Genomic DNA, 26284 nt, shown 5'->3' on the forward strand with positions numbered 1-26284 from the left:
GGGGTCGGGAAGGGCAGAAGGCCCACGACCGTCAACGGACCCCTCACGCGACGGACATCATGGGCGCGGCCCCGACCCGCACCCGCCGTCGCCGCCCGCCGTGACCTCGCGATCCGCGTGGCGTGAGGCCGAACGACCCACCCGAAGCACCCGTGCCCGAATCACCCCGCGCCGGATCTTCCCTAGAAGCCGAGTGACGTCGAGCGGACGGACAGGGCGCGGACGGCGCGTTCGTCCACCTCGTGGCCGAGCCCGGGGCGGGTGAGGGGGACCGCCGCGATGCCGTCGTGGGGCCGCACCGCCGGGGAGGCCAGGTCGCGGGGCAGGCGGCCGCCCGCTCCCGGCATCTCGCACGGCAGGGACGCTCCCGGCAGCGAGGCCAGCGCCACGACCGCGGCCCGGCCCACCCCCGACTCCCGGTCGGAGCCGCACCACACCTGCCATCCGGCGTCCACGGCGCGGTCGTGCGCCCGGCGCGCCGTGGTGAGCCCGCCCATCCTGACGATCCGCAGGTTCAGCGCGGAGGCGGCCTCCAGCCGGATCGCCTCGTCCAGGCGCTCCAGGGAGTCGACGGAGTCGTCCAGCGCCAACGGGGTGCGGAGTTCGCGCCGCAGCCGGGCGTGCGCGGCCAGGTCGGACGCGGTGAACGGCTGCTCGATGGCGAGCAGGCCGTAGTCGTCCAGGGCGCGCAGCGCCGCCATGTCCTCGGGGGACTCGGTGTACCGGCCCCCTCCGTCCACTTGGAGCACCAGGTACGGGTAGGTCTCCTGGACGGCGCGCACCGCCTCCAGGTCCCAGCCGGGGCCGATCTCCAGCCGGATGCGCTTGAACCCGCTGCCCACCTGCCGGTTCACCTCGTGGATCAGCGAGTCCACCGAGACCTGGCGGGCCAGCGTGGTGCCGGTGGTGACGGCGGTGCGGGTGCCGCCCAGGGCGTGCGCGAGCGGGGCGCCGCGCTGACTGCTCCACAGGTCCCAACAGGCGGTGTCGAGCGCGGACTCGACGGCCGGGCAGGGCGCGAGAGAGCTCCAGGCCTGCGCCGTCTCGGTGGGCCGCTGCCAGCGGTGCCGCACCAGCGCGGGCGCGAAGTCCGACACGAGGGCGTCCCAGGCGGCCTCGTCGGCGCCGGGCACCTCGCCCCAGCCGCTCACGCCCGCGTCGTCGCGCACCCGCACCAGGATGTGCCGGGCGAAGCGGTCGCGCTCCCCGGCTGCGGCGTGCGCGCGGGAGCGGGAGTGCGCCACCGGCAGGCGGACCAGGGTCACCTCGACGGTCGCCACCCGGGTGAGGGTCGCTGGCTCTGTGCGTGCCACGGGTGTACCGCCTCCCAAGCCGGGGTCGTGAACGGGAGCGACGCCCCCTCTTCAGACGACGGTATCCCCTCGGCCTGGGAGGAGGCGTCCGAGCGGCCCCGCCGATATCGCGGCGAACACCACACCGGCGCCCCGCGCGCCCTCCGGCGGGCCGGGCGCTACCGGAGGCCGAGGACCTCGGCCGGGGTGCGGCTCTTGAGGCCGTGGGCCTCGGCGACCGCTTCGTTGGTGAGGTCGCCGCCGAAGGTGTTCAGGCCGAGCGCCAGCGCCGGGTCCTCGGCCAGCGCCCGGCGCCAGCCCTTGTCGGCCAGGGCCACCGCGTAGCGCAGGGTGTCCTTGGTCAGGGCGTGCGTGGAGGTGTTGGGAACCGCGCCCGGCATGTTCGCCACGCAGTAGAACACCGTGTCGTGCACGGTGAAGGTGGGGGCGTCGTGCGTCGTGGGGCGGCTGTCCGCGAAGCAGCCGCCCTGGTCCACGGCGATGTCCACCAGGACCGAGCCCGGCCGCATCCGCGCGACCAGCTCGTTGCCGATCAGCTTGGGGGCCCTGGCGCCGGGGACCAGGACCGCGCCGATGACGAGGTCGGACTCCAACGCCGTCCGCTCGATCTCGAAGGCGTTCGAGGCCACGGTCCGGACCCGGCCCTGGTAGACGGCGTCGGCCTGGCGGAGCTTGTTGATGTCGAGGTCCAGGAGGGTCACCTCGGCGCCCATGCCCACCGCGACCTGGGCGGCGTTCATGCCGGACACGCCCGCGCCGAGCACCATGACCCGGGCGGGACGCACGCCCGGGACGCCGCCCATCAGCACGCCGCGGCCGCCGTCGGGCCGTTGCAGGGTGACCGCGCCGACCTGCGCGGCCAGGCGCCCGGCCACCTCGGACATGGGGGCCAGCAGCGGCAGCGAGCGGTCCGGCAGCTGCACGGTCTCGTACGCGATGCCGGTGACCCCGCGCTCCAGCAGGGCGTCGGCGCACTCGCGCGAGGCGGCCAGGTGCAGGTAGGCGAAGAGGGTCTGGCCCTCCCGCATGCGGTGGTACTCCTCGGCGACGGGCTCCTTGACCTTGAGGACCAGCTCGGCCCCGCCCCACACCTCGTCCGCGGAGTCCACGACGCGGGCGCCCGCCGCGGCGTACTCCTCGTCGGGGATGGAGGAGCCGCGGCCGGCGTCGCGCTCGACGGCGACCTCGTGGCCGTGCCGCGTCAGTTCGTGGACACCTGCGGGGGTGATCGCCACCCGGTACTCGTGGACCTTGACTTCGCGGGGCACACCGACGCGCACGATTCCTCCCTGGAAGCGTTTCTTGGCTTCTCTTCTACTCTGAAGCGCTTTTTCCCTTCTTTCCATCAACACCGTGCATAGTGAAGCGCGGTTTTATTGCCACAATGTAAGGTTTTCGTTTCCCCGGTTCAGGGATCGGCGGGCAGCAGGGGGCCGCCCAGGAGGGCGCGGCCCGCGGCGTGGACGGAAGGAGGGCCGGAGTCCACCGGCTCACCGGAGACCCATGTGCGCGTCACCCGGCCCTGGAGCCGCCGACCGGCGTACGGCCCGCCCTCGGTGGCGGGGACCGTCTGGGGGGCCGCCGCGTCGAAGGCCACCAGGTCGGCGTCGCGGCCCGCCTCGATCCGGCCCTTGCCGGTCAGCCCGACCAGCTCGGCGGGCCGCAGGGAGGTCCACCGGCTCAACTCGTCCAGGCCGCGCCCGCGCCGCTGGGCCGCGGTCCACAGTGCGGGCAGCGTCCAGCGGATCGCCGCGATACCGGTGCCCGGCCGGTGCCCCGAGGCCACCGACCCGACGATGTCGCCCGAGCCGTCCAGGAGCGCGCTCCACAGCGCGCCCCGGTTCGCGTCGGAGCGGATCGGCGGGCGGCACCGGTAGGACAGGTCGGTGTCGGGCACGTGCTCGGCGGGCAGGCACAGGTAGTGGGGGCAGGTCTGCGCGCTCACCGGGACGCCCATGGCGCGCGCCGCCGCCACGATCGCCGCGCACTCGGCCGCCACGAACGGCGTGATGTGCGCCCGCGCCCCGCTCACCCGCGCCGCGGCGATGACGCGTTCGAGGCCGCGCCGCTCGGCCCGCGGCGGGCGCGCGGCGAGCATCGCGCCGTTGCCCGGGCCGCCCGGGACGCCCAGTTCGCCGGAGTCCTCGGAGTGCACCAGCAGCGGAACGTCCATCATCGTCAGCTCGGCCATGGTCTTGCGCAGCTGCGTGTCGTCGAGCGGGGCGAGGTCCGGGGAGCCTCCGTCCGACAGCGAGCAGGCGAACCCCACGACCCCGTTGGCCCGCAGGTCCGCGAGGTCGGCCGGAGTGCTGCGCGGGGTGACCCCGCCGAGGAACGCCACGTGCGTGGCGCAGTTCCCGGCGGAGGCGTGCAGGTGGGCCCGCAGGGCGCCGGGCGAGGTGATCGCCGGTCGGGCGGGCGCGGGCGCCACGACGACGGTGGTGACGCCCCCGGCGGCGGCGGCCCGGGTGGTGCGGGCGTAGCCCTGGGAGAGCAGCTGCCCGGGCGCCTGCACGGCCACGTCGACGTCCACCAGGCCGGGCAGCAGCGCCACGTCCCCGAGGTCGGTCTCCCGCGCGCAGGGGAGTTCGGCGGTGTAGTCGGCGACGGTGGCGATGCGCCCGCCCGAAACGGCGACCGCCGCCGCTCCGACACCCACGGGGGTGACCGCGCACCGGGATCGGATGACGAGATCGAATTGACGCACCTGGTCCCCTTTGTGGTTGTCGACCGCGAGAACGGCGCCTCGCCCCGGTGCCCGGTCACGGCGGGGAGCGCCGGAGGCGAGCAGCGGGCAGGGCGTCCGTCTCGGTCCGTTTACCGTATCGTGATAGCGCCGCCGGGCCGGGGTATTGTCATCAGGAGACGGCCCGGTGCTCCCCATTTTTCCCGGCCGCCCGGGAGTTCGCCGGACTTTCCCGGGGCAAAGGGGCGCGCCGCCGCGCGGGCGGGGCCTCCACCCCGCTCACCAGGGCGGGAAGGGGGGCGGAGTCGGAGCGGCCTTCCGAACACGCCCGGGTCCGACGCTCTGTAGTACTTCGTCTACTCTTGTCCGAGGTGGTGTCCGCGCTGGACGTTATGGCCTTGATCTTCGGTGACGCGGCCGGTGTGATCGCTCCGTGGTTGTGGGGAGGTCTCGGCGCGATGGTCGGCGCGGGTATCGCCGCGGTGGTGATCAGGAGCCGCCGCGGGCAGCAGTGACCCCAACGACGACGGAGCGACAGGCGTGGCTTCCCCGGGCACCAGTGAGACACAGACCGACAACCGCGGCACCGGCGAGGCCGTCGTGCTGGTCGCCGCGGCCTCCGCGGCGTCCTGCCTGATCGCGCTGGTCCTGGCCCTGCTCCTGGGCGGCGCCGGACTGGCTCAGGTCATCCCGGGCCTCCCGGACCCCGGAACGCTCACCCGCTGGGGGCTGCCGGTCTCCAAGACCGTCATGGACGTCTCCGCCGCCGTGACCGCCGGACTGCTCGTTCTCGCGGTGTTCCTGCTCCCCTCGGACCGGGGAGCGCTCGGCGAACAGGCGCAGTCCTACGTGCGCGCGGCCTCCTGGGCGGCGCTGGTGTGGGCGGTCGCGGCCGCCGCGACTCTGGTCTTCGAGCTCTCCAACATCCTCGGCCGGCCCGCCACCGAGATCATCGGCAACGAGATCACCAGCTACGCCGGTTCGGTGCCCCAGGGCATCGGGCTGATGGTGGTCATCCTCGTCGCCACCGGGGTCGCCCTGATCGGGCGCACCGCGTCCAACGCGGCGGGCGCAGCCGGACTCGTCGGACTGACCCTGGTGGGGCTGGTGCCGCCCGCGCTCACCGGGCACGCCTCCTCCTCGCCCAACCACGAACTGGCCGTCACCGGCCTGGCGCTGCACGTGCTGACCATCTCGCTGTGGGTCGGCCCCCTGGCCGCGCTGGTCTTCCACGCGCTGCGCGGCGGGGAGCAGCTGCCCGCGGCGGTGCGGCGCTTCAGCGCGCTGGCGCTGTGGGCCTGGATCGGCGTGGCCGTCAGCGGGATCGCCAGCGCCGTGAGCCGCCTCTACACCGTCGAGGAGCTGTTCACCACCTCCTACGGCCAGATCATGCTCGCCAAGACCGCGGTCTTCCTCGCCCTCGGCGGCGTGGGGTGGGCGCACCGGCGCGGTGCCGTGCCCAGGATCACCGAGACCGCCGGACGCGCCCTGTTCGTCCGGTTCGCGGTCGCCGAGGTCGTCCTGATGGCCGCGGCCATGGGCCTGGCGGCCGCGCTCAGCCGTACCGCCACCCCGCCCGGCCTGGCCACCGAGGTCGACGCCTTCCGCAACCTCACCGGCTTCGCCATGCCGCCGCCCATGAGCGCGCGGACCCTTCTCACGCTGTGGCGCCCCGACCTGTTCTTCGGGCTTCTCGTCGTCGTCCTCGGCGGACTGTACGTCGCCGGGGTCGTCCGGCTGCTGCGGCGTGGCGACACCTGGCCGTGGGGGCGCACCGCCGCCTGGCTGGCGGGCCTGCTCACCATCGCCGTCGTCCAGCTCACCGGCGTGGCCACCTACTCGATGGTGCTGTTCAGCGTGCACATGGTGCAGCACATGGTCCTGGCGATGCTGGTGCCGGTCCTGCTGGTGCTCGGCGCGCCCACGACCCTGGCGCTGCGCGCGCTCAGGCCCGCCGAGCGGCGCGGCGACCGCGGCCCGCGCGAGTGGCTCAACGCCTTCCTGAACAGCGGGTGCTCGCGCTTCGTGACGCACCCGGGCTTCGCCGCGCCCATGTTCGTGATCAGCACCTACGCCCTGTACTTCACGCCGCTGTTCGGCAGCCTCATGCAGGACCACCTGGGCCACCTGGTGATGGGCGTGCACTTCCTGCTCTCGGGGTTCCTGTTCTACTGGATCATGATCGGCGTGGACCCGGCCCCCCGGAAGGTCCCCTACCTGCTGCGGATCGTGCTGCTGCTGCTCGCGATGGGCTTCCACGCCTTCTTCGGCATCGCGATCATGATGCAGTCCGCCCCGCTGGGGATGGAGTACTACGGCCAGTTCGAGGTGCCGTGGCTGGACAGCCTCGCGGACGACCAGTACGCGGGCGGCGGCGTGGCGTGGGCGCTCGGCGAGATCCCGACCGTGCTGGTCCTGGTCGCGCTCGTCGTGCAGTGGGCCCGCGACGAGGAGCGCGCCGAGCGGCGCCGCGAGCGCCACAGCCGCCGCGGCGGCTCCGACGACGCGGACATGGACGACTACAACGCCTACCTGGCCTCGCTGGAGCGCGGGAGCGGCGGCAGGGACAGGCAGACGCGGTAGCCGGTCCGGCGGGATCCCGCCGGAACCGGGTCAGGTGGCGAGCAGGGCCAGGGCGGAGGCCAGGAGGCCGATCAGGAGGCAGGCCGCCAGGCCGCCGAGGTAGGTGGACACCAGCCGGGGGCGCGGCGCGTCCGCGACGTCCCGGGAGGCGCGCGCGGTCAGGGCCGAGACGGCCAGGTTGGAACCGAAGACCAGCAGAGCCACGCACAGCGCGGAGACGAACGCCGAGGCGAAGCCCGCGTTGGGCGTGTCCGCCAGCAGTTCGACGGCGGCCAGTGCCGGGAGCGCGACGAGCACGAGCGCGGCGGCCGCGCCGAGCGCGACACGCGGGCCCGGCCGGGGGTTCCGGCCGAGGAGGACGAGCAGCAGCCCCTGGAGTGCGACGTTGAGCACGACGCCGCCGACGCCGAAGACCGCGATGTTGATGAGCAGCGAATTCACCGGACGATTGTCCCACCGGGCCCGCGCGGACCTATCCCGGGTACGCCCAGGGGCGGGCGGGCCCGGTGGGGGAGCCCCCGTGGTCGGCGCCGAACTCGATCCGCCCCACCCGGGCCGCCTGGGAGCGGTCCAGCACCATCAGGGAGCGCGCCCCGGGCAGCACCCGTTCGGGGTCGCGCGAGCACGCGTCCAGCAGCGCCCGCCAGCGGCGCTCGTGCGTGCGGAAGCTGTGCGCGGTGATCATCCGGCCGCGCTCGGCCTGCCCCCGCCGCGCGTCCAGGGGGTCGACGTCGATCAGGAGCACGTGGAGTTCCACCCCGGTCAGCCGGGAGCACAGTCCCAGGAGCCTGCGGACGGGGCCGCGGGTGCCGGTCTCGTGGACGACGACCGGCCCGCCGCGGCGCAGCGCGGCCAGGACGCGCAGGTAGTGCAGCAGGTGGGTGACCCAGCGCCAGGCGGGGTAGGCGGTGGAGCCGAGCCACCGGGTGAGCCGGTTGCGGGACTGGAGGGAGTCCACGACGCGGACGCCGTCGGCGGTGCGCACCGTCTCGGTCTCGTTCCCCGACAGCCCGTAGAGGCGGTTGAGCATGGTGCTCTTGCCCGCGCCGGGGATGCCGCCGAGCAGCACTACGGATCGGCGGGGGTAGCGCAGGACGTGTTCGCCGGGGGGATGGGTGTCGGGGGCGAGGCGGGGCGGGAGCGTAGTAGTCACCTTCCGGGTATCGCCACCCCGGGTAAGGCCCCGGTAAGAGAAGGCGGCGCCGCGGGTGAGAGCCGGGTCACGGCGCGCCCGCGGCCGCCCCGGGGGCTCCCGGGACCCCGCCCGGGCGGGGCTACCTTTTGCGGGCCAGGGTGAGGCCGTCGCCGATCGGCAGGAGGACCGTCTCGGTCCGCTCGTCCGCGAGGGCGTGCGCGTTGAAGTCACGGATGCCCTGGACGGCGGGGGAGGTCTGGGCGGGGTCCAGGACCCGGTTGTGCGAGAAGACGTTGTCGACCAGCAGCGCGCCGCCGGAGCGGACACGCGGGACGACGGCCTCCCAGTAGCCGACGTAGCCCTCCTTGTCGGCGTCGATGAAGGCCAGGTCGAACAGGGGCTCCTCGGGGAGCGCGCGCAGCGTCTCGATCGCCGGGGCGATCCGCAGGTCGATGCGGTCCGCGACACCGGCCCGCTGCCAGTACCGGCGGGCCACCGACGTCCACTCCTCGCTGACGTCGCAGGCCAGCAGGGTTCCGTCGGAGGGAAGGCCGCGGGCCAGGCAGATCGAGGAGTAGCCGGTGAAGGTGCCCACCTCCACGACGTCGCGCGCCCCCATGAGGCGGGTCAGCGCCGTCATGAACAGGCCCTGCTCGGGGCCTATCTGCATGCCGGCGCTGGCCGGGAAGAGGCGTCGGGTCTCGGCCGCGAGGTCCACCAGGACCTCGTCCACAGGGGAGCTGTGGGCGACCAGGTACTCGTGCAGTTCCGGGCTGAGGTTCTCCGAGGAGCGAGTCACACGTCCAGCGTAGTGCCGGGGGCGGGAGGAGGACAGGCGGCTCGGCGCCCGCCGCCTCAGATGCCGAGGATCAGGTCCTTCCACGGGAACAGGTAGACCGACAGCAGCACGATCGAGATCGTGAGCGTGGGGGTGATGACCTTGCGCTCCACCGGCCCGTCGGTCTTGAAGCCGACGTTCTTGCCGACCCGGTACTTCCACACCGGCCAGAAGAGGGGGACGCCCATCTCGGTGGCCATGTCGCCGATGAAGTGCAGCAGGCAGCCGAACGCCACGGCCAGGCCGAGCCAGACGTAGTTCGTCCCGGCGGTGTACAGGGCCAGCGTGATGCCCGCGGTGGCCAGCGCGTTGATGACCTCGGCGGCCGTCCGGTTCTTCTGCATGCCGTAGCCCAGGCCGTTCAGGGCGATGCCGACCAGCAGGAACACGAAGACCTGCGCGGCCAGGTCGGACCACCACACCAGCGCCTGGGCCGCGCCGCCCATCAGCAGCGCGAACAGCAGCGAGTGGGTGCCGTTGCGGTGCCCGCCGAAGATCCAGTTGAACAGCGCGCCCAATGTCTGGGTGAAGACCCCGTAGGTCTGGGTGATGGTCGCGCTCTTGTGGTCGAGGTCCGGGATCAGGGCCGCGCCCGCGCAGACCAGGGCGCCCGCGATGATCTCGCCGGGTCCCAGCTCGAAGGTGACGCCCAAGACCTCGGCCCCGTTGAGGAACGGAACGACAGCCATCCAACCGACCACGCCGCTGAGCGCGTGAGAGTGCCCCATCATGGGCGGAACCGTAGCGGGTCAAAGGGTTTTCTGGCGAATTGCGCGGAGTGTCGGGGTTTCGGGCCGCGCAATAGAGCACCACCCGACGCGGAGAAACCGGGCCGGGCGACTCCATGGTAGACGGTGGGTGATCATCCGGAAGCGAATTGTCGAACAAGGTCATTGACGTCCGCCGCGCGTCACTGGAGGATCACGGAGTGAAGGGACGACGACTCCGCGCACCCACGCGAGCGAGAGGGACCCACACGATGGCCTTTCCGCAGGCTCCCCCCGCCCGGCGCTCCCCCCGCGGGGCGGCCCTTCCGGTGGCGACGGCACTGGTCCTGGCCGCCGCGGCGCTGTCCCCGCTCCCCCCGGCCGCCGCGGCCGGCACCGGCGGCACCGGCGACACCCTCACCATCGCCATGTCCCAGCCGATCGACTCCTTCAACCCCTTCACCGCCCAGCTGGCCAGCAGCACCGCCGTGCTACGGCTCGTCTACCCCACCCTCACCGTGCCCGCGGCCGAGGACAACACGCCCACCGGCGAGCTCGCCGAGTCCTGGCGGACCTCCGACGACGGACTCACCTGGACGTTCACCATCCGCGAGGGCCTGACCTGGAGCGACGGCGAGGCGCTGGACGCCGAGGACGCCGCCTGGACCTTCACCACGATGATGGAGGACCCGGGGGCGGCCACCGCCAACGGCAACTTCGTCGCCAACTTCGAGTCGGTGCGCGCGCCCGACCCCGGAACGCTCGTCATCGAGCTGTCGAAGCCCCAGGCCACCATGCTCGCCCTGGACGTGCCGATCGTGCCCGAGCACGTCTGGTCCGAGGTCGGGGACATCGCCGCCTTCGACAACGACCGGGACCTCCCCGTCGTGGGAGCGGGCCCCTTCACCCTGGCCGCCTACGAGCCGAACCAGTCCGTCACCCTGGACGCCGACGAGGACTTCTGGCGCGGCGCGCCCGGCTTCGACCACCTGGTCCTGCGCTACTTCACCGACCAGGACGCGATGGTCGAGGCGCTGCGCGGCGGCGAGGTGTCGTTCGTGCACAACCTCACCCCCGCGCAGGCCGAGTCCCTGGAGGGCGAGCCCGGCATCACCGTCAACGCCGCCGACGGCAAGCGCTTCACCGGCTTCACCGTCAACCCGGGCGCCCGGACCAGGGACGGCGAGGAGTTCGGCGACGGCCACCCGGCGCTGCGCGACCGGACCGTGCGCCAGGCCGTCATGCTGGCCATCGACAAGGAGGCGCTGGTCGAACGGGTCTACGGCGGCTACGCCACGGTCGCCGAGGGGTACATCCCGGCCCGCTACGAGGACTACCACTGGCGGCCCGCCGACGGCGAGCGCCTCGGCCACGACCCCGAGCGGGCCCGGGAGATGCTGGACGAGGCCGGGTACGAGGAGGGCGCGGACGGCGTGCGCGTCTCACCCGACGGGGACCCGCTGCGCTTCCGGATGGCCGTGCACAACGACCGCCCCGACTACGTGCAGACCGGCCGGTCCATGGAGGAGTGGCTGGCCGAGGTCGGCATCGCGGTCGAGGGCGACTACATCGACTCCGGCCAGATCGGCGACAGGCTCAACGCGGGCGAGTACGACCTGATCTTCACCGGCTGGACCGTGAACCCCGACCCCGACTACGTGCTGGGCATCCACACCTGCGACGCGCTCCCCGAGGAACCCGGCAGCATGCGCGGCGACGCCTACTTCTGCGACGAGGAGTACGACGAGTACTACGCGGCCCAGCTCGCCGAGTACGACCCGGCCGCGCGCGCCGACATCGTCGCGGACATGCAGCGCCTCCTCTACACCGAGGCCGTGGTGAACGTCCTGGTCTACGCCGACATGCTCGAGGCGTACCGTTCCGACCAGATCTCCGACATCCGGACCCAGCCCGCGCGGGGCGGCAACCTGTGGGCCCAGGACGGCTACTGGAGCTGGTGGTCGGCCCGGCCCCGGGAGGCCGAGACGGAGGGCGGCGGGCTCTCCCCGGCGGTGGCCGTCGGAGCGGTCGCCGCCGTCGTGCTGGTCGGCGGCCTGGTGCTGCTCCTGGTGCTGCGCCGCCGGGGGACCGAGGACGAGCGGGAGTGAGCCGGTGAGCGCGCCCTCCGCCGCCCCGGCCGCCCCGGACCGGGGCCGGGGCTCCCCGCGCCGGATCGCGGTCTACCTGGCCGGGCGGCTGCTGGGCGCGGCCGCGTCGATGGCGGCGGTGACGGTCACCGCGTTCTTCCTGTTCCGGGTCCTGCCCGGCGACCCGGTGCGGACCATGACGCAGGGGCGCGCGGTCACCGAGGCCCAGCTCGACGAGCTGCGTCGCCAGTACGGCCTGGACAAGCCGCTGGGGGAGCAGTTCCTCGACTACTGCTCGGGCCTGCTGCGCCTGGACCTGGGCGTCTCCTACCAGTACCGGGCCCCGGTCACCGAGCTGATCGCCGAGCGGCTGTGGCCCACCGTCCTGCTGGCGGGCACCGGCACCCTGCTGGCCGCCGTCCTCGGGCTGTGGCTGGGCACCCGCGCGGCCTGGCGGCGCGGGCGCGTGGTCGACCAGGTCAACACGGGGCTGGCGCTGACCCTGTGGTCGGTGCCGACCTTCTGGCTGGGCCTGCTCCTGATCGTGGTGTTCGCCGGGACGGGCGGGTTCCCCACCGGGGGGATGGCCACGCCGGGCGTGCGGGGACCGGCCGCGGCCCTGGACGTCGCGCACCACATGGTGCTGCCCGTGGCCACGATGGTAGCGGTCGTCTACGCCCAGTACCTGATGATCATGCGCTCCTCGCTGCTGACCGAGATGGGATCGGACTACCTGGTGACGGCCCGGGCCAAGGGGCTGCGCGACGCCCTGGTGCTGCGCCGCCACGCCGTGCCCAACGCGCTGCTGCCCACCGTCACGCTGGTCTTCCTCAACCTCGGCCAGGTGGTGGCCGGGGCGATCCTGGTGGAGACGGTGTTCTCCTGGCCCGGCCTGGGACAGCTGTTCTACCAGGGGCTGCGCCTGCCCGACCTGCCGCTGGTGCAGGGCCTGTTCGTCTTCTTCTCCGCCGGGGTGATCCTCATGAACCTGCTCGCGGACCTCGTCTACCCGCTGCTGGACCCCCGGGTGCGCGTATGAGCGGGACCCCCGCGCGGCCCTCGCCCCGCGCGCTCGCCCGGCAGCGCCGCCGCCTGGCCCTGTCCGGGTTCTGGCGCCGCTACCGGCGCCACCGGGCCGGGCTGCTCGGCCTGGCGGGGCTGGTGCTGTTCGTCCTGCTGGCGCTGGCCGCGCCGCTGCTGGTCGCCCCCGGGGACCTGAGCGTGACCCGCGCCCCCCACGACGCCTACCAGCCGCCCGCCCCGGCACACCCGCTGGGCACCGACAACTTCGGCCGCTCGCTGCTGGACCTGGTCGTGTGGGGTTCACGCGTATCGCTGACGGTGGGCTTCCTGGCCACCCTGGTCTCGGTGGGGCTCGGCACGCTCGTGGGGATCACCGCCGGGCACTACCGGGGGGTGGCCGGGGCCGTCCTGATGCGCGTCACCGACTGGTTCCTGGTGCTGCCCACCCTGGTGCTGGCGGTCGCGCTGGCCACGGTGCTGAGCCGCAGCACGCTCACCATCGTCATCGCCATCGGCATCACCGCGTGGCCGACCACCGCCCGCCTGGTGCGCGCCCAGACCCTCGCGGTGGAGGCGCGCCCCTACATCGAGCGGTCCCGGGCCCTGGGCGGCGGGCACACCCACATCATGCTCCGGCACGTGCTGCCCAACGTGCTGCCGCTGGTGCTGGCCCAGACCACGCTGCTGGTGGCGAGCTCGATCATCGCCGAGTCCACCCTGGCGTTCCTCGGCCTGGGCGACCCCGGCACCGTCTCCTGGGGCGGCACCCTGCAGGACGCCCGCCGGGCCGGGGCGGTCAGCTCCGGGGTGTGGTGGTACCTGCTGCCGCCGGGGGCGGCGATCGCGCTGGTGGCGCTCTCCTTCACGTTGTGCGGCCGCGCCGTCGAGGGCGCGCTCGACCCGAGGTCGAGGGAGGGCCGGTGAACCACCTGGAGACCCGCGGCCTGACCGTCGCCTACCGCGCGGGCGGCCGCGAGGTCCCCGCCGTGCGCGGGGTCGACCTGGCGATCCCGCCCGGCGGGACCCTGGGGCTGGCGGGGGAGTCCGGCTGCGGCAAGTCCACGGTGGCCCTGGCGGTGCTGCGGCTGCTCCCGGCCACCGCGCGGGTGGGCGGCAGCGTCCTGCTGGCCGGAGAGGACGTGCTCACCATGGCCTGGGGGCGGCTGCGCGCCGTGCGCTGGGCGGGCGCCTCCATCGTGTTCCAGGGGGCGATGCACTCGCTGAACGCGGTGCGCCGGGTCGGCGACCAGATCGCCGAGCCGGTCCTGCTGCACGAGAGCGCGGAGACCCCCGCCAGCGCCGCGCGCCGGGCCGCGGACCTGCTGGAGCGGGTGGGGCTGCCGCCCCGGACCGCGGCGGCGTACCCGCACGAGCTGTCCGGCGGGCAGCGCCAGCGCGTCATGATCGCGATGGCGCTGGCGTGCGGGCCGCGGCTGGTCATCGCCGACGAGCCCACGACCGCGCTCGACGTGATGGTCCAGGCGCAGATCCTGCGGCTCCTCAAGGACCTGGTGGCCCGGAACGGCATCGCCATGATGATGATCAGCCACGACCTGTCGGTGCTGGCCGACGCCTGCGACCGGCTCGCCGTGATGTACGCGGGCCGGATCGTGGAGGAGGGCCCGGCCCGGCAGGTGTTCGCCGACGCCCGCCACCCCTACGCCGCCGCGCTCGGCGCGGCCTTCCCGGTCGTCGGGGACCCGGCGTCGCGGTACGCGCCCAGGGGGCTCGCGGGCGACCCGCCGGACCCGGCCGGGTCGGGGACGGGCTGCTCCTTCAGGCCGCGCTGCGCTGTCGCCGAGGACCGCTGCGCGTACGTCGACCCCGCCCTGTGGCGGGCCGGCCCCGACCGGTCCGCGGCGTGCGTGCGGGTGCTCCCGTCCGAGGAGGTGCTGTGACGACGCGGACCGGATCCGCGGTGGACGGCCCGGCGGCCACCGCCCCGGCGGTGCTGGCCGCCCGGGGGGTGAGCGTGCGCTTCGCGGCCCGGGGCGGCGGAGGGGTGGTGCGCGCCGTGGACGACGTGGACCTGCGGGTGGGCCCCGGTGAGATCGTGGCGCTGGTGGGCGAGTCCGGCTGCGGCAAGTCCACCCTCGCGCGCACCCTGCTCGGCCTGGAGCGCCCGAGCGGGGGATCGGTGCTGTTCAAGGGGGAGCCGCTGGGGTACCGGGCGCGCGAGCTCAAGGCGTACCGGCGCCGCGTCCAGCTGGTGCCGCAGGACCCCGGAGGCTCGCTCGACCCCCGCCACAGCGTGTACGAGGCGGTGGCCGAGGGGCTGCGCGTCCACCACGGGACGCTGCCCGACGAGGCCGTCAGGGTGGAGCGGGCCCTGTCCCGGGCGGGACTGCGCCCGCCGGAGCGGTTCTTCCTGCGCTACCCGCACGAGCTGTCCGGCGGGCAGCGCCAGCGCGTCGTCATCGCCGGGGCCCTGGTGCTGGAACCGGAGGCGGTCGTCGCGGACGAGCCGGTGGCCTCGCTGGACGCCTCGGTGCGCGGCGAGATCCTGGCGCTGCTGTTGCGCCTGCGCGCCGAACTGGGCCTGTCCGCGCTGGTCGTCACGCACGACCTCGGGCTGGCCTGGAACATCGCCGACCGGGTCGCGGTGATGTACCTGGGCCGCGTCGTCGAGGCGGGACCGGTCGAGGAGGTCCTGACCGCGCCCCGGCACCCCTACACCCGGGCTCTGCTGTCGGTCCTGCCCGACGCCTCCGCCGCGACCCCGACGATCCTCACCGGGGAGCCCCCCGACCCCGCGCGCGTCCCGCCGGGCTGCCGCTTCCACCCGCGCTGCCCGGTCCTGGCCTCGGGCGCGGCCGCCGAGGCCGGCGTGGCCCACCGCTGCGGCGCGGAGGACCCGGGCCCTCTTCCGGAGGCCCCGGGCCACGGAGCGGCGTGCCACTACGCCGCGGTGACGGCCGAACGGCCGGAGGCGGGGAACCGCTGAGGGCGGCCGGGGGCGGGCTCCGGCGGTTCGCTGTCTCGTTGACACGGGCCTGCGCGTGACGCATATTGGTCATGTGTCCAAGGCGAATGACCAATAACCGGGAGCGGAGATGTCCGCGCAGAGCGCGAGTGAGAAGGGACGGCAGACCAGGCGGCGACTGGTCGAGGCGGCCGTCGAGTTGATCCCCGAGGTCGGGTGGGGGGCGGTGACCACGCGGCTGGTCGCGGAGCGGGCCGGGGTGCGGCCGGGACTGGTGCACTACCACTTCGACTCGGTGTCCGACCTGCTGGGCACCGCCGCCGTCGAGTTCGCCGAGGCCGCGCTGGCCGCGCCGATGCGGTCGTTGCGAGCGGCGCCCGACCCCGCCGCCGGGGTGGCCCGGCTGATGGAGGCACTGGAGGTCTACAGCGGACACGACCCCGGATCGCTGCTGATCACCGAGGCGTACCTCGCGGCCACCCGCGACGCGGCCCTGCGCACCGCCCTCGCCGACATGCTGGACCGCTTCCGTGCCGACGCCGCCCGGTGGCTGGACGGGCACGGAGTCCCCGACGCCGAGGCGTGCGCCGTGCTGCTGTGCGCCCTCGTCGACGGGATCGTCCTGCACCGCGGGCTGGCCGGGACGCCCGGTGTCCAGGACCTCATGGGGCCGCTGTCCAGGCTCGTGGCCGCGCCCGCGGCCGGTGACGACGGAAGGAACCCCGAATGAAGGCCGTGATCTGCGGGGCCGGTATCGCAGGGCTCGCACTGGCGTGGTGGCTGGAGCGGGCCGGGTGGGAGGTGCTCGTCGTGGAGCGCGCCCCCGAACGGCGCGGCGCGGGCTACATGATCGACTTCTTCGGTCCCGGCTACGACGCCGTCGAGAGGATGGGCCTGCTGCCCCGGGTGCGCGAACGGGCCCGGGACGTGGCCGGGCTGCGCTACCGCGACGGCGGGGGGCGGGTGACCGGCAGGCTGCCCTACGCGGCGTTCCAGCGGCTCCAGGACGGCCGGGTGCTGACGATGATGCGCGGCGACCTGGAGGACGTCCTGTTCGAGGCGCTGGGTCCCCGAGTCGAGATCCGCCACGCCACCAGCGTCGAAGCCGTGGCCGAGGCCGCCGGCCACGTGGCGGTCACCCTCACCTCCGGCGCGGTGGAGCGCGCCGACCTGCTCGTGGGAGCCGACGGCGTCCACTCCCGGGTCCGCGCGCTCGTGTTCGGCCGGGAGGAGCGCTTCCTGCGCTACCTGGGCTACCACACCGCCGCCTACCTGTTCACCGACCCGGAGGTGGCCGGGTGCCTGGGCGAGCGGACGGAGATGGAGATGCTGGAGGTCCCCGGCGCGCAGGCCGGGGTCTACCGCCTCGGAGGCGACGTGTGCGCGACCGTGTTCGCGCACCGCTCCCCCGCCGGGTCCGTCCCGGAGGACGCGCGGGAGCGGCTGCTGGAGGTCTACGGGGGCCTGGGGTGGCTGCTCCCCGACGTCCTCGCGCACTGCCCGCCGTCGCCGCGGCTGTACTACGACGAGGTGGCCCAGATCGAGATGGAGTCCTGGACGCGGCCCCGCGTGGCCCTGCTCGGGGACGCCTGCCAGGCGGTCTCGCTGCTCGCCGGGCAGGGCGCGTCGATGGCGGTCGCGGCCGCCTGCGTGCTCGCCGAGGAGCTGGCGCGCGACGGAGACCCCGTGGCCGCCCCGCTCCGCTACGAGGCCAGGGTCGCGCCGGCCGTCAGGCGCAAACAGCGGGCGGGGCGGCGCGCCGCGGACTGGTTCGTGCCCGCCACCCGGGGGCGGCTGCGGCTGCGGAGCGCGCTCCTGCGGATGGCCGCCGTGCCCAGCCTGACCTGGGTGCTCAAACCGGTCCTGACCACCCCGGCGGACCGCCTCAGCGGCCTGGACCCCCGCCTTTCCCGGTGACCGCGTCAGTTCACCGGCAGACCGAGTTCGCGCAGTTCGCGACGCTCGCGGACGTCCCTCATCAGCTCGGTCACGGTGCGCCCGTAGGCCGCGCCGTCGGGGGGCAGGGCCTTCTCGGCCTGGAAGGCCCGGAGCGCCTCGATCCGCGCCGGGGGCAGCGCCGCGGCGTCGAGGCGGCCCAGCTCGACCAGCATGCCGCGGACCTCGTCGGGGTCCGCCTCGGGCAGGACCAGCTCGGCCGCGAAGACCGCGCCCAGGACCCCGCCGGCGAAGGACAGCAGGTCGCGCAGCCGGCGCCTGGTGATCGGGGCGGTCCACGGGATCGTCCGCCGGACGTCCACGAAGGTGTTGTGGCTCCCCGTATGGATCGTTGCCATCATGTGCCGCCCTCCCCCTTGACGGTGCTGCTCTCCTTCTAGTATCGCGTGTCGCGGTGGGAAAAGCCTCGGTCCGAGGTCGGAATTCGGTGGGAGCGAAAGTCGGGGGCGCGCCGCCCCCGACCGGTACGAAAGACGGGTCGCCGCGTCGCGCGGAGGGGTCAGACCAGAGCGGGCAGGTCCAGGGTGAGGACGGCCGCGTCGGCGTCGAGGACGGCCGGGACGCCCAGGGGGACGGTGAGCTGCGTCGGGCGGTGCCCGAAGCCGAACTCCCACACCACCGGCACCCCCAGCGGCGCGAGCCGCTCCAGCATCAGGGCGCGGATGACGTCGGGACCCGGGGTGCAGTCCTGCCAGGAGCCCAGCACGATCCCCGCGACCCCGTCCAGCCAGCCGGTGCGCAGCAGCTGCCCCAGCATGCGGTCGATCCGGGCGACGTCCTCGGCGACGTCCTCCAGCAGCAGGATGCCGCCCGCCCCCGACAGGCGGCTGTGCGGGGTGGCCAGGCCGTCGCTGAGCAGGCTCAGGTTGCCGCCGAAGGTGACACCCCGCGCCAGGCCCGGGAGCAGGGTGCGGGCCGTCGGAGAGGACAGCCTCGTCCGGGTCTCGGGCTCGAACAGGGTGGCCCGCAGCTCCCGGGCGGTGAACGCCTGGTCCACGAACTCGGTGGAGGCGACCACCGGGCCGTGCAGCGTCGCCACGCCCAGCTCGATGGCGAACGCCTCGTGCAGCGCCGTGACGTCGCTGTACCCCACGAACGCCTTGGGCGGGACCCGGCGCATCGCCGCGTAGTCCAGCAGGTCCACCACCTGGTGCGCGCCGTTGCCGCCGCGCGCGCACAGGACCGCGGCCGTTCCGGGGTCCAGCCACGCCTCCTGCAGGTCCGCGGCCCGGTCCGCGGCGGAACCGGCCAGGTAGGGCAGCCGGGGGTGGCGGTCCAGGACGTGCCTGCCGAGCACCGGCTCCAGCCCCCAGCCGCGCACGATCGCGCAGGCCCGCTCCAACCGGTCGGGCGGCACCGGACTGCACGGGGAGACCACCGACACCCGCGTCCCCGGTCGCAGCCGGTGCGGGCGCCGCAGCGCCCGCACCGGGGTCACGGACGCAGCTCCACGACGGGGGCGTCGGTGTCGAACCCGAACACCTGCGCGTACAGCGACAGCTCCGCCCGCAGCGCCGCCGCGATCGTGGCCTCCTGGCGGAACCCGTGCTGCTCGCCCTCGAAGGCGAGGTAGGCGTGCGGGACGCCGCGCCCGCTGATGCGGGCCAGCAGCCGCTCGCACTGCACCGGCGGGCAGATCTCGTCCTCCAGGCCCTGCATCAGCAGGAACGGGACGCCGATCGCGTCGGCGTGGTTGACCGGGGACCGCTCCTCGTACCGCCCGCGCGCCTCGGGCCACGGCCCCACCAGGCTCTCCAGGTACCGGGACTCGAAGTCGTGCGTCTCGCCGGTGCGCCACCCGGCCAGGTCCAGGATCGGGTACTGGACGGTTCCGCACGCGAACACGTCGGTGAAGGCCAGCGCCGCCGCACTGGTCCAGCCGCCCGCGCTGCCGCCCCGGATCGCCAGGCGGCCCGGAGCGGCCAGGCCCTCGGAGGCCAACGCCTCGGCGACCGAGACGCAGTCCGCCACGTCCACCACCCCCCATTCGCCGCGCAGCCGCTCGCGGTAGGCGCGGCCGTGCCCGGTGGAGCCGCCGTAGTTGACCTCCGCCACCCCGATGCCGCGGCTGGTGAAGTAGGCGATCTCCAGGTCGCGCAGCATCGGCGCGCGGCTGGTCGGGCCGCCGTGCGCGAAGAGCACGAACGGCGGCGCCTCGCCCTCGGGTCCGCGCGCCCGGGGGTGGCGCGGGGCGTACACGTTGGCGTGCACCCCGCGTCCGTCCGCGCCGGGGAAGACCCGCGCCTCGGGGACGGGGAGGTAGTCGGCGTACGGGTCGTCCTCGGCGTCCGCCCCGCCCAGCGCACGCCAGGACCCGTCGGGGCCGACGAGCACGACCTCGGCGGACCGTGTCGGAGACCCCGCCACGCCGACGACCGACCCGTCGGCCGCGGCGATCCGGGGGAGCCACTCGGTGTGCGGGGTGTCGATGTCGGTGAGCTTCCCGCTGCCGGTGTCGAGCAGCCCCAGCGAGGTCGTGGCGCGCCCGTGCACCACGGCGGCGCGTCCGTCGCCCATCGGGGCCAGCCAGGACGAGCCGAGCAGCCACAGCGGACCGCCGAACTCCTCGGCGGTCCCGGCGACGGGGGAGGGCCCGCCGGGCAGGACCACGCCGTCGGGGTCGAGGTCGAGCCGGTGCGGATGCCACCACCCCTCGGGGTCGCTGACGTAGTGGAGCCGGTCGGGCCCGGCCCATTCGGCCTGCACGACCGCCTCGCCCGCGCCGCCGGCGACGGTGCGCGCCGGACCGGGGACGCCGTCGACGAGGTCGGCGACCCGCAGCACCGTGGAGTCCCACGGCATGTCGGGGTGGTCCCAGCCGATCCAGGACAGCCTCCGCCCGTCGGGGGAGACCCGGGGACAGGCCAGGAAGCGGGTGTCGCGCACCAGGACCCGGACCGCGTCCGGGGCCTCGGCGGCGGAGCCGTCCAGCGGCACGGAGACGACGGAGCGCTCCACGTCGGTGGGGGCCGGGCCGGTGTGCGCCTCGCGCACGCACCACACGTGGGCGCCGTCGGGCGAGGCCACCGGCTCCACGTAGCGCGTCGAGGACGGGACCCGCGGCGCGGGGGTGAGCGGTTCGGGCAGCGGCACGGGACCCGGCCCCCTGTCGGCGGGCTCCCCGGCGCGGCCCGGCGCGTAGCGGTAGAGGCGCTGGTCGCCGTACTCGCTGAAGACCAGCAGCGGACTGCCGTCGGGGCCGTCGAGCAGCAGGTACGGCCGCCCGCCGTACTCGTGCACCCGGCTGCGCGCGTTCCACGGCGCGGGCAGCACCGTCTCGACCGGGGCGGAGCCGTCGTCCAGCCGGGTGCGGCACAGCGCCACCCGGCCGCCCTCGCGCGGTCTCGGCTCGGTCCACCAGGCCTCCCCGCCCCGCACGACGGGCCAGTTCGGGGCGCCGTCGTGCCGGGCCACGGCGACCGCGTCGATGGGGGAGGGCCAGGAACCGTACGGAAGAGATGACGGGGTCACCGGAGTCCTGCGCTTTCTGTCGCCACTGCTTCGAACCGATCCATAGGACATGCCCCGCGGCCCCGCGTCGGAAGCCCGCGTCTCCTCGCAGACGTCGCCGCGGCCCCGTTCGCCCCCGCGCCTTCAGGCGCCGGAGGCCGGCGGGCCGCACAGGAAGCGGTCCAGGACCCGGGCGCCGAAGCGCAGGGCCTCGACCGGGACCCGCTCGTCCACACCGTGGAACAGGGCGCCGTAGTCCAGCGAGGGCGGCAGCAGGAGCGGGGAGAAGCCGTAGTTGGCGATGCCCAGGGCGGAGAACTGCTTGGCGTCGCTGCCGCCCGACATGCACACCGGGACCACGTGCGCGCCGGGGTCGTGCGCCAGGATCGCGGCGCGCATGGCGGCGAACGAGGCGGAGCCGGTCGGGGAGGACAGCGCGGGGGAGCGGTGCGTGAACTCCCACTCCACCCGGGGGCCGGCCAGGGCGTCCAGGGCGGCGGCGAACTCGTCCTCGGCACCGGGCAGCACCCGCCCGTCCACACCCGCGGTGGCCGTCGCGGGGACCACGTTCAGCTTGTACCCGGCCGACAGCATGGTCGGGTTCGCGCTGTTGCGCACCGTGGAGCGGACCAGGTCCGCGGCCCGGCCCAGGCGCTCCAGCAGCGGGTCGAGGTCGCGTCCGGGGGCGAAGCCGGGCGCGTCCAGGTCGCAGGGGACGCCCACGGCCTCGGCGAGCCCGGTGATCGCGGCCCGGGTGACGGGGGTCAGCCGCACCGGCCAGGCGTGCGCGTCGACGCGGGCCACCGCCGCCGCGAGCGCGCCCACCGCGTTGTCCCGGTTGACCTTGGAGCCGTGTCCAGCGGTGCCGCGCGCGGTCAACCGCAGCCAGGCGGTGCCGCGCTCCCCGGCGCCCACCGGGTAGATCCGCAGCGGGCGGCCGTCGGTGCCCGAGGCGTGGAAGGTGTAGCCCCCCGACTCGCCGATGCCCTCGGTGCAGCCCTCGAACAGGCCGGCGTGCTCGCGGACCAGCCACTCCGCGCCGTGGACGGCGCTGTCCTCCTCGTCGGCGGTGAACGCCAGCACCAGGTCGCGGCGGGGGGCGCGCCCGGTCCGCGCCCAGGAGCGGGCCAGGGCCAGCAGCACGGCGACGGTGTTCTTCATGTCCACCGCGCCGCGCCCCCACACCATGCCGTCGCGGACCTCGCCCGAGAACGGGTGGACCCGCCAGTGCGCGGGATCGGCCGGCACCACGTCGAGGTGCCCGTGCGCCAGCAGCGCGCCGGAACCGGGGTCAGTGCCCCCGATCCGCACGACCACGTTGGCGCGGCCCGGAGCCGACTCCAGCAGCGCCGGCGCGTACCCGGCCTCGGCCAGCCGCGCGGCGGCGTACTCGGCGGCGGGGCGCTCACGGCAGTCGCCGCCGCCCCGGTTGGTGGTGTCGAGGCGGATCAGCTCGGAGGTGAACCGCACCACCTCCTCGTCCACGACCGCCTGGTCGAGGGCCGCCGGCGCGGGCTCAGCCATAGTCCTTCTCCGTCGCCGCCGAGATCATCGTGGCCACCGTCTTGAAGCAGCGGATCATCGTGTAGGCGTCGGGCGAGGTGTAGCGGACCCGCCGCGCGCCCACCCGCTCCACCCCCGGGACCATCGCGGCCGCCCCGGCGAGCTGGGCCGCGTCCACCTCCACCTCCACCGTGGCCGACAGGGGGGACCCGGGGTCGCGGCGTCCGGCCAGGGCCGCGGCGGCCTCGGCCCCCGCGGCGATGTCGGCGAAGGTGCGGGCGGGCGGTCGGCACACGGCGGCGTACCGCGACACGTAGTCCTTGACGGCCACCGTGCGCGCGTCGGGCGCGTACGACGCGGCGTCGGCGCAGGCCCGGTCGTCGCCGGTGACCAGCACGACGGGGGAGCCGTACTCGGCCGCGACCCGGGCGTTGAGCCGCCCCTCGCTCGCCGGGGCGCCGTCCAGCCACACCCCGGTGATGGAGTTGGGCAGGTAGGTGTGGGCGAGCACGCCCTCCTCGCCCGCGCCGCAGTGGTAGCCCACGAACGCCACGCCGTCCACGTCGCCGCGCTGCACGCCCTCGACCATGCTCAGGTCCTTGTGGCGGCCGGTGAGCATGGCGGCGCGCTCGTCCAGGCGCTCCAGCAGCAGGTTGCGCATCGTCGAGTGCGCCTCGTTGACCAGCACCTCGGTCGCGCCCCCGGCGATGAACCCGGCGACCGCCCCGTTGACGTCCGAGGTGAACATGGCGCGGCAGCGCTGCCACTGCTCGGTTCCGGGCTCCACGTCGGCGGGCCAGGTGACCCCGGTGGCGCCCTCCATGTCGGCTGAGATGAGAATCCGCACGGTCCCCCTCGGTGGAAGCGTCGGCACCGTCCCGGACCGCGTCTACCCCCGAGGGGCGGGTCCGTCACGGGTCCCGCCGTGCTTTCCCCGTTGATCTCGGCCTTTCCGGGCTCTCACCCGCCTCCGAGACCCGAGAAGGCCGGGATCAACGGGAAAGTGATCCGGGACGCTAGGGAAGGGTCAGGATCTCCGCGCCGTCCTCGGTGATCACCAGGGTGTGCTCGAACTGGGCGGTGCGCTTCCCGTCCAGGGTCACCGCGGTCCAGCCGTCCGGCCAGATGTCGTAGTCGATGGTGCCCAGGGTGATCATCGGCTCGATGGTGAAGGTCATGCCGGGGACCATCACGGTGTCCGCGCGCGGGTCGTCGTAGTGCGGCACGGCCAGGCCGGAGTGGAACTCGGGGCCCACGCCGTGGCCGGTGAAGTCGCGCACCACGCCGTAGCCGAAGCGCCGGGCGTAGGCTTCGATGACGCGGCCGATCACGTTGATCCGGCGTCCCGGGCGGCACGCCCTGATGCCGCGCATGGTGGCCTCGCGGGTCCGCTCCACCAGCAGCCGGGACTCCTCGTCCACGTCCCCGGCCAGGAACGTGGCGTTGGTGTCGCCGTGCACGCCGTGGATGTAGGCGGTGATGTCGATGTTGACGATGTCGCCGTCGGCGACGACGGTGTCGTCGGGGATCCCGTGGCAGATGACCTCGTTCAGCGAGGAGCACAGCGACTTGGGGAAGTCCTTGTAGCCGAGCGTGCTGGGGTAGGCGCCGTGGTCGCACAGGAACTCGTGGCCGACGCGGTCCAGCTCGTCGGTCGTCACACCGGGGACGACGTTCCTGCCGACCTCCTGCAGGGCCTGCGCGGCGATCCGGCCGGCCACCCGCATGGCCTCGATGGTCTCCGGGGTCTGCACGTCTCCCAGCACGCCCTCCACGGGGCGCTTCCGGCCGACGTACTCGGGGCGCGGGATGGACGGGGGGACCGGGCGTTTGGGCGAGATCCGGCCGGGAACCAGCGGGGTAGTCATGGAACACGAGTGTAGTCAGCGACGGGTCTGGAGGCGTCCGTGAGCGGACGGGAGAAGCGGTCGGAGCGGTTCCCGCAGGAGGACGAGGACCGGAAGTGGTGGTACTCCATCAAGACCGACACGGTGGAGTACGGACCGGGCAGCCCGAACAAGGACCGGCTGGGGCCCTACCCGGACCGGGCGTCGGCGGAGGCCGCCCTGTCCACGGCCAAGGCGCGCAACGACGCGTGGGACAAGGACGACGAGAAGTGGGAGGAGTGGTGAACCGAACAGGGCGCGCCCAACCGGAGGGCGCGCCGTCCCGGCCTCCGGCCGGGCTGCGATGATCGGGCCATGGCACAGAACTCTCCACATGACCTGCCCGACGTCCAAGGGCTGTCCATCGCGGTGCTCGGCGGCACCGGTGACCAGGGGCGCGGCCTGGCGCGGCGGTTCGCGCTGGCCGGGCACGAGGTGATCCTCGGTTCGCGCAGCGAGGAGCGGGCCCGGGCCGCGGCCGCCGAGTTCGGCGCGGATCTGCCCGTTCGCGGCCTGGACAACGAGGCCGCGGCCGCCGCCGGCGACGTGGTCGTCGTCGCGGTCCCCTGGGACGGCCACCGCGAACTGCTCGAATCCCTCAGGGGCGTGCTGGCGGGCAAGATCGTCGTCGACTGCGTCAACCCGCTCGGCTTCGACAAGCAGGGCGCGTTCGCGCTGCCCGTCGAGGAGGGCAGCGCCGCCCAGCAGGCCGCCGCCGTCCTGCCCGAGAGCCGCGTCGTCGGGGCCTTCCACCACATCTCCGCCGTCGTCCTGCTCGACCCCGAGGTCGCCGAGGTGGACCTGGACGTGCTGGTCCTGGGCGACGACCGCGCGTCCACCGACACCGTCCGGGCCCTCGCCGCCCGCATCCCCGGCGTCCGGGGGATCTACGGGGGGCGCCTGCGCAACGCCCACCAGGTCGAGGCGCTCACGGCCAACCTGATCTCCGTCAACCGCCGCTACAAGGCGCACGCGGGGATCCGGATCACCGACATCTGAGGCCGCCGCCGGGGGAGCGGCCGCGGCCGCTCCCCCGGTCCGGTCAGAGCCAGCCCCGGACCTTCTCGACCAGCGCGACCGGGTCGTCGGAGGCCGGGACCAGGTTGAGGTGGGTCACCCCGGCCGCGCGGAACGCCTCGACGCGCTCGCGCACGTAGGACTCCGGGCCGACCAGGTTGGTCAGTTCCACCATCTCCTCGGGCACCGCCGCCGCGGCCTCGTCCTTCCGCCCCGCGAGGTAGAGGTCCTGGATCTTCTCGGCCTCCTCCTCGTAGCCGTAGCGTCGGGCCAGGGAGTTGTAGAAGTTCCTGCCCCTGGCCCCCATGCCCCCGACGTAGAGCGCGATCATCGGGCGGGCGAGGTCCAGCACCCGCTTGGTCTCCTCGCCCTCGCCGATCGCGATCAGGCCTCCCGCCGCGATCCGCAGCCCGCCCAGGTCCGCCGCGCGCTTCGCCTTCCCCGCCGCGATGGACGGGCCCCACACGCTCTCGGCCTTCTCGGGGATGAACAGGTGCGGCAGCCAGCCGTCGGCGAGTTCGGCGGTCAGCTCGACGTTCTTCTCGCCCAGGGAGGCCACGTACAGCGGGATCCTGGCGCGCACCGGGTGGTTGATGATCTTGAGCGGCTTGCCCAGGCCGGTGCCCTGGCCGGCGGGCAGCGGCAGGGTGAAGACCTTGCCCTCGTGGGTGAGCGGGGCCTCGCGGGCCCACACCTTGCGGCAGATCTCGATGATCTCGCGGGTGCGCGCGAGCGGCTTGGCGTAGGGGACCCCGTGCCAGCCCTCGATGACCTGGGGGCCGCTGGCGCCCAGCCCGATGACGGCGCGGCCGCCCGAGAGGTAGTCCAGGCCCGCGGCGGTCTGCGCGATCAGGGTGGGCGTCCGGGTGTACAGCGGCAGGATCGCCGACCCGATGTTGACGCGTTCGGTGCGCGCCGCGATGTAGCCCATGAGTGTGGGGCCGTCGAACCCGTAGGCCTCGGCCACCCACACGGTGTCCAGCCCGGCCTTTTCCAGCTCGACCACCTGGTCGACGGATTCCTTGATGTCGCCCGAGTAGTTCAGCGGCATGGAGATCTGCATGTGGGGAGCCTCCACTGTGTTCAGTGCGCCAGAGTCCAGATGATGCTACTACCGAGTAGCATTCGGTTCCGTTTCACGGGCAGCATAGGGGAGCCGCCCGGAGCGCGGGCGCTC

The 26284-nt window shown here is 74.3% G+C and carries 25 protein-coding genes; 11 read left to right on the forward strand and 14 right to left on the reverse strand.

Translation table 11 applies throughout. The features are described from left to right. Positions 1-182: 182 nt before the first annotated feature. From EV190_RS10630 to EV190_RS10640, 3 genes are all read right to left on the reverse strand, one after another. Complete coding sequence (locus EV190_RS10630) at positions 183-1313, reverse strand: enolase C-terminal domain-like protein (RefSeq protein ID WP_133741337.1); 1131 nt, start codon at positions 1311-1313, stop codon at positions 183-185. Between the two features lie 158 nt (positions 1314-1471). Continuing rightward, the gene (gene ald / locus EV190_RS10635; protein WP_133741338.1) at positions 1472-2593 is read right to left on the reverse strand and encodes an alanine dehydrogenase; all 1122 of its coding nucleotides are present in this window, start codon (positions 2591-2593) and stop codon (positions 1472-1474) included. Between the two features lie 128 nt (positions 2594-2721). Then, a complete protein-coding gene (locus EV190_RS10640) occupies positions 2722-4020 on the reverse strand; it encodes an amidohydrolase family protein (protein ID WP_166655436.1) in 1299 nt (432 codons plus the stop codon). A gap of 341 nt (positions 4021-4361) precedes the next feature. Between EV190_RS10640 and EV190_RS23380 the strand changes: the two genes are divergently transcribed. Continuing rightward, positions 4362-4514 (forward strand): hypothetical protein, encoded by a 153-nt coding sequence (locus EV190_RS23380; protein ID WP_166655435.1) that lies wholly within the window; start codon positions 4362-4364, stop codon positions 4512-4514. Positions 4515-4539: 25 nt separating this feature from the next. Then, positions 4540-6582, forward strand: coding sequence for a cytochrome c oxidase assembly protein (locus tag EV190_RS10645; RefSeq protein ID WP_133741340.1), 2043 nt, complete (start codon positions 4540-4542; stop codon positions 6580-6582). 30 nt (positions 6583-6612) lie between these two features. Here EV190_RS10645 and EV190_RS10650 read toward each other — a convergent pair whose 3' ends face one another. From EV190_RS10650 to EV190_RS10665, 4 genes are all read right to left on the reverse strand, one after another. Continuing rightward, positions 6613-7023: a hypothetical protein gene (locus EV190_RS10650; RefSeq protein ID WP_133741341.1), complete on the reverse strand. Its 411-nt coding sequence runs from the start codon at positions 7021-7023 to the stop codon at positions 6613-6615. 31 nt (positions 7024-7054) lie between these two features. Beyond that, a complete protein-coding gene (locus tag EV190_RS10655) occupies positions 7055-7735 on the reverse strand; it encodes an AAA family ATPase (protein ID WP_243742495.1) in 681 nt (226 codons plus the stop codon). A 121-nt stretch (positions 7736-7856) separates the two neighbouring features. Beyond that, positions 7857-8516, reverse strand: coding sequence for an O-methyltransferase (locus EV190_RS10660; RefSeq protein ID WP_133741342.1), 660 nt, complete (start codon positions 8514-8516; stop codon positions 7857-7859). A gap of 56 nt (positions 8517-8572) precedes the next feature. Further along, positions 8573-9286, reverse strand: coding sequence for a metal-dependent hydrolase (locus EV190_RS10665; RefSeq protein WP_133741343.1), 714 nt, complete (start codon positions 9284-9286; stop codon positions 8573-8575). Positions 9287-9534: 248 nt separating this feature from the next. Here EV190_RS10665 and EV190_RS10670 point away from each other — a divergent pair, with 248 nt between their 5' ends. The 7 genes from EV190_RS10670 (at position 9535) to EV190_RS10700 (ending at position 17212) form a co-directional block, all read left to right on the forward strand. After that, a complete protein-coding gene (locus EV190_RS10670) occupies positions 9535-11370 on the forward strand; it encodes an ABC transporter substrate-binding protein (RefSeq protein WP_133741344.1) in 1836 nt (611 codons plus the stop codon). Between the two features lie 4 nt (positions 11371-11374). Then, positions 11375-12388: an ABC transporter permease gene (locus EV190_RS10675; RefSeq protein WP_243742496.1), complete on the forward strand. Its 1014-nt coding sequence runs from the start codon at positions 11375-11377 to the stop codon at positions 12386-12388. Further along, positions 12385-13296: an ABC transporter permease gene (locus EV190_RS10680; protein WP_133741345.1), complete on the forward strand. Its 912-nt coding sequence runs from the start codon at positions 12385-12387 to the stop codon at positions 13294-13296. Before EV190_RS10675 ends, EV190_RS10680 begins: the two co-directional genes overlap by 4 nt. Next, a complete protein-coding gene (locus tag EV190_RS10685; protein ID WP_133741346.1) occupies positions 13293-14270 on the forward strand; it encodes an ABC transporter ATP-binding protein in 978 nt (325 codons plus the stop codon). The genes EV190_RS10680 and EV190_RS10685 overlap by 4 nt, the downstream gene beginning before the upstream one ends. Then, entirely contained in the window at positions 14267-15316 is a 1050-nt protein-coding gene (locus tag EV190_RS10690; RefSeq protein WP_133741347.1) for an ABC transporter ATP-binding protein, read from the forward strand. The genes EV190_RS10685 and EV190_RS10690 overlap by 4 nt, the downstream gene beginning before the upstream one ends. 109 nt (positions 15317-15425) lie before the next feature. Then, positions 15426-16025, forward strand: coding sequence for a TetR/AcrR family transcriptional regulator (locus tag EV190_RS10695; RefSeq protein ID WP_133741348.1), 600 nt, complete (start codon positions 15426-15428; stop codon positions 16023-16025). Further along, entirely contained in the window at positions 16022-17212 is a 1191-nt protein-coding gene (locus EV190_RS10700; protein WP_133741349.1) for an FAD-dependent oxidoreductase, read from the forward strand. The genes EV190_RS10695 and EV190_RS10700 overlap by 4 nt, the downstream gene beginning before the upstream one ends. Positions 17213-17217: 5 nt before the next feature. On the opposite strand, the gene EV190_RS10705 is transcribed toward EV190_RS10700, so the two are convergent. The 6 genes from EV190_RS10705 to map all read right to left on the reverse strand — a co-directional run bounded on the left by EV190_RS10705 (position 17218) and on the right by map (position 24072). After that, complete coding sequence (locus tag EV190_RS10705; RefSeq protein ID WP_133741350.1) at positions 17218-17589, reverse strand: hypothetical protein; 372 nt, start codon at positions 17587-17589, stop codon at positions 17218-17220. Positions 17590-17750: 161 nt separating this feature from the next. Further along, the gene (locus EV190_RS23710) at positions 17751-18689 is read right to left on the reverse strand and encodes a S66 peptidase family protein (protein ID WP_243742497.1); all 939 of its coding nucleotides are present in this window, start codon (positions 18687-18689) and stop codon (positions 17751-17753) included. After that, complete coding sequence (locus EV190_RS23715; protein ID WP_243742498.1) at positions 18686-20722, reverse strand: prolyl oligopeptidase family serine peptidase; 2037 nt, start codon at positions 20720-20722, stop codon at positions 18686-18688. The genes EV190_RS23710 and EV190_RS23715 overlap by 4 nt, the downstream gene beginning before the upstream one ends. A 123-nt stretch (positions 20723-20845) precedes the next feature. Beyond that, positions 20846-22225, reverse strand: coding sequence for a M20/M25/M40 family metallo-hydrolase (locus EV190_RS10720; RefSeq protein ID WP_133741352.1), 1380 nt, complete (start codon positions 22223-22225; stop codon positions 20846-20848). Further along, positions 22218-23051, reverse strand: a complete 834-nt coding sequence (locus tag EV190_RS10725; protein WP_133741353.1) for a M55 family metallopeptidase — start codon at positions 23049-23051, stop codon at positions 22218-22220. The genes EV190_RS10720 and EV190_RS10725 overlap by 8 nt, the downstream gene beginning before the upstream one ends. A gap of 169 nt (positions 23052-23220) precedes the next feature. Further along, positions 23221-24072, reverse strand: a complete 852-nt coding sequence (gene map, locus EV190_RS10730) for a type I methionyl aminopeptidase (protein ID WP_133741354.1) — start codon at positions 24070-24072, stop codon at positions 23221-23223. A gap of 39 nt (positions 24073-24111) precedes the next feature. Here map and EV190_RS10735 point away from each other — a divergent pair, with 39 nt between their 5' ends. Beyond that, positions 24112-24336, forward strand: coding sequence for a hypothetical protein (locus EV190_RS10735; RefSeq protein ID WP_133741355.1), 225 nt, complete (start codon positions 24112-24114; stop codon positions 24334-24336). A gap of 69 nt (positions 24337-24405) precedes the next feature. Further along, a complete protein-coding gene (gene npdG / locus EV190_RS10740) occupies positions 24406-25089 on the forward strand; it encodes an NADPH-dependent F420 reductase (protein WP_133741356.1) in 684 nt (227 codons plus the stop codon). Between the two features lie 43 nt (positions 25090-25132). Here npdG and EV190_RS10745 read toward each other — a convergent pair whose 3' ends face one another. Continuing rightward, complete coding sequence (locus EV190_RS10745; protein WP_133741357.1) at positions 25133-26170, reverse strand: LLM class F420-dependent oxidoreductase; 1038 nt, start codon at positions 26168-26170, stop codon at positions 25133-25135. Between the last annotated feature and the right edge of the window lie 114 nt (positions 26171-26284).

The sequence above is a fragment of the Actinorugispora endophytica genome (genome assembly GCF_004363075.1).
Lineage (GTDB): Bacteria > Actinomycetota > Actinomycetes > Streptosporangiales > Streptosporangiaceae > Actinorugispora > Actinorugispora endophytica.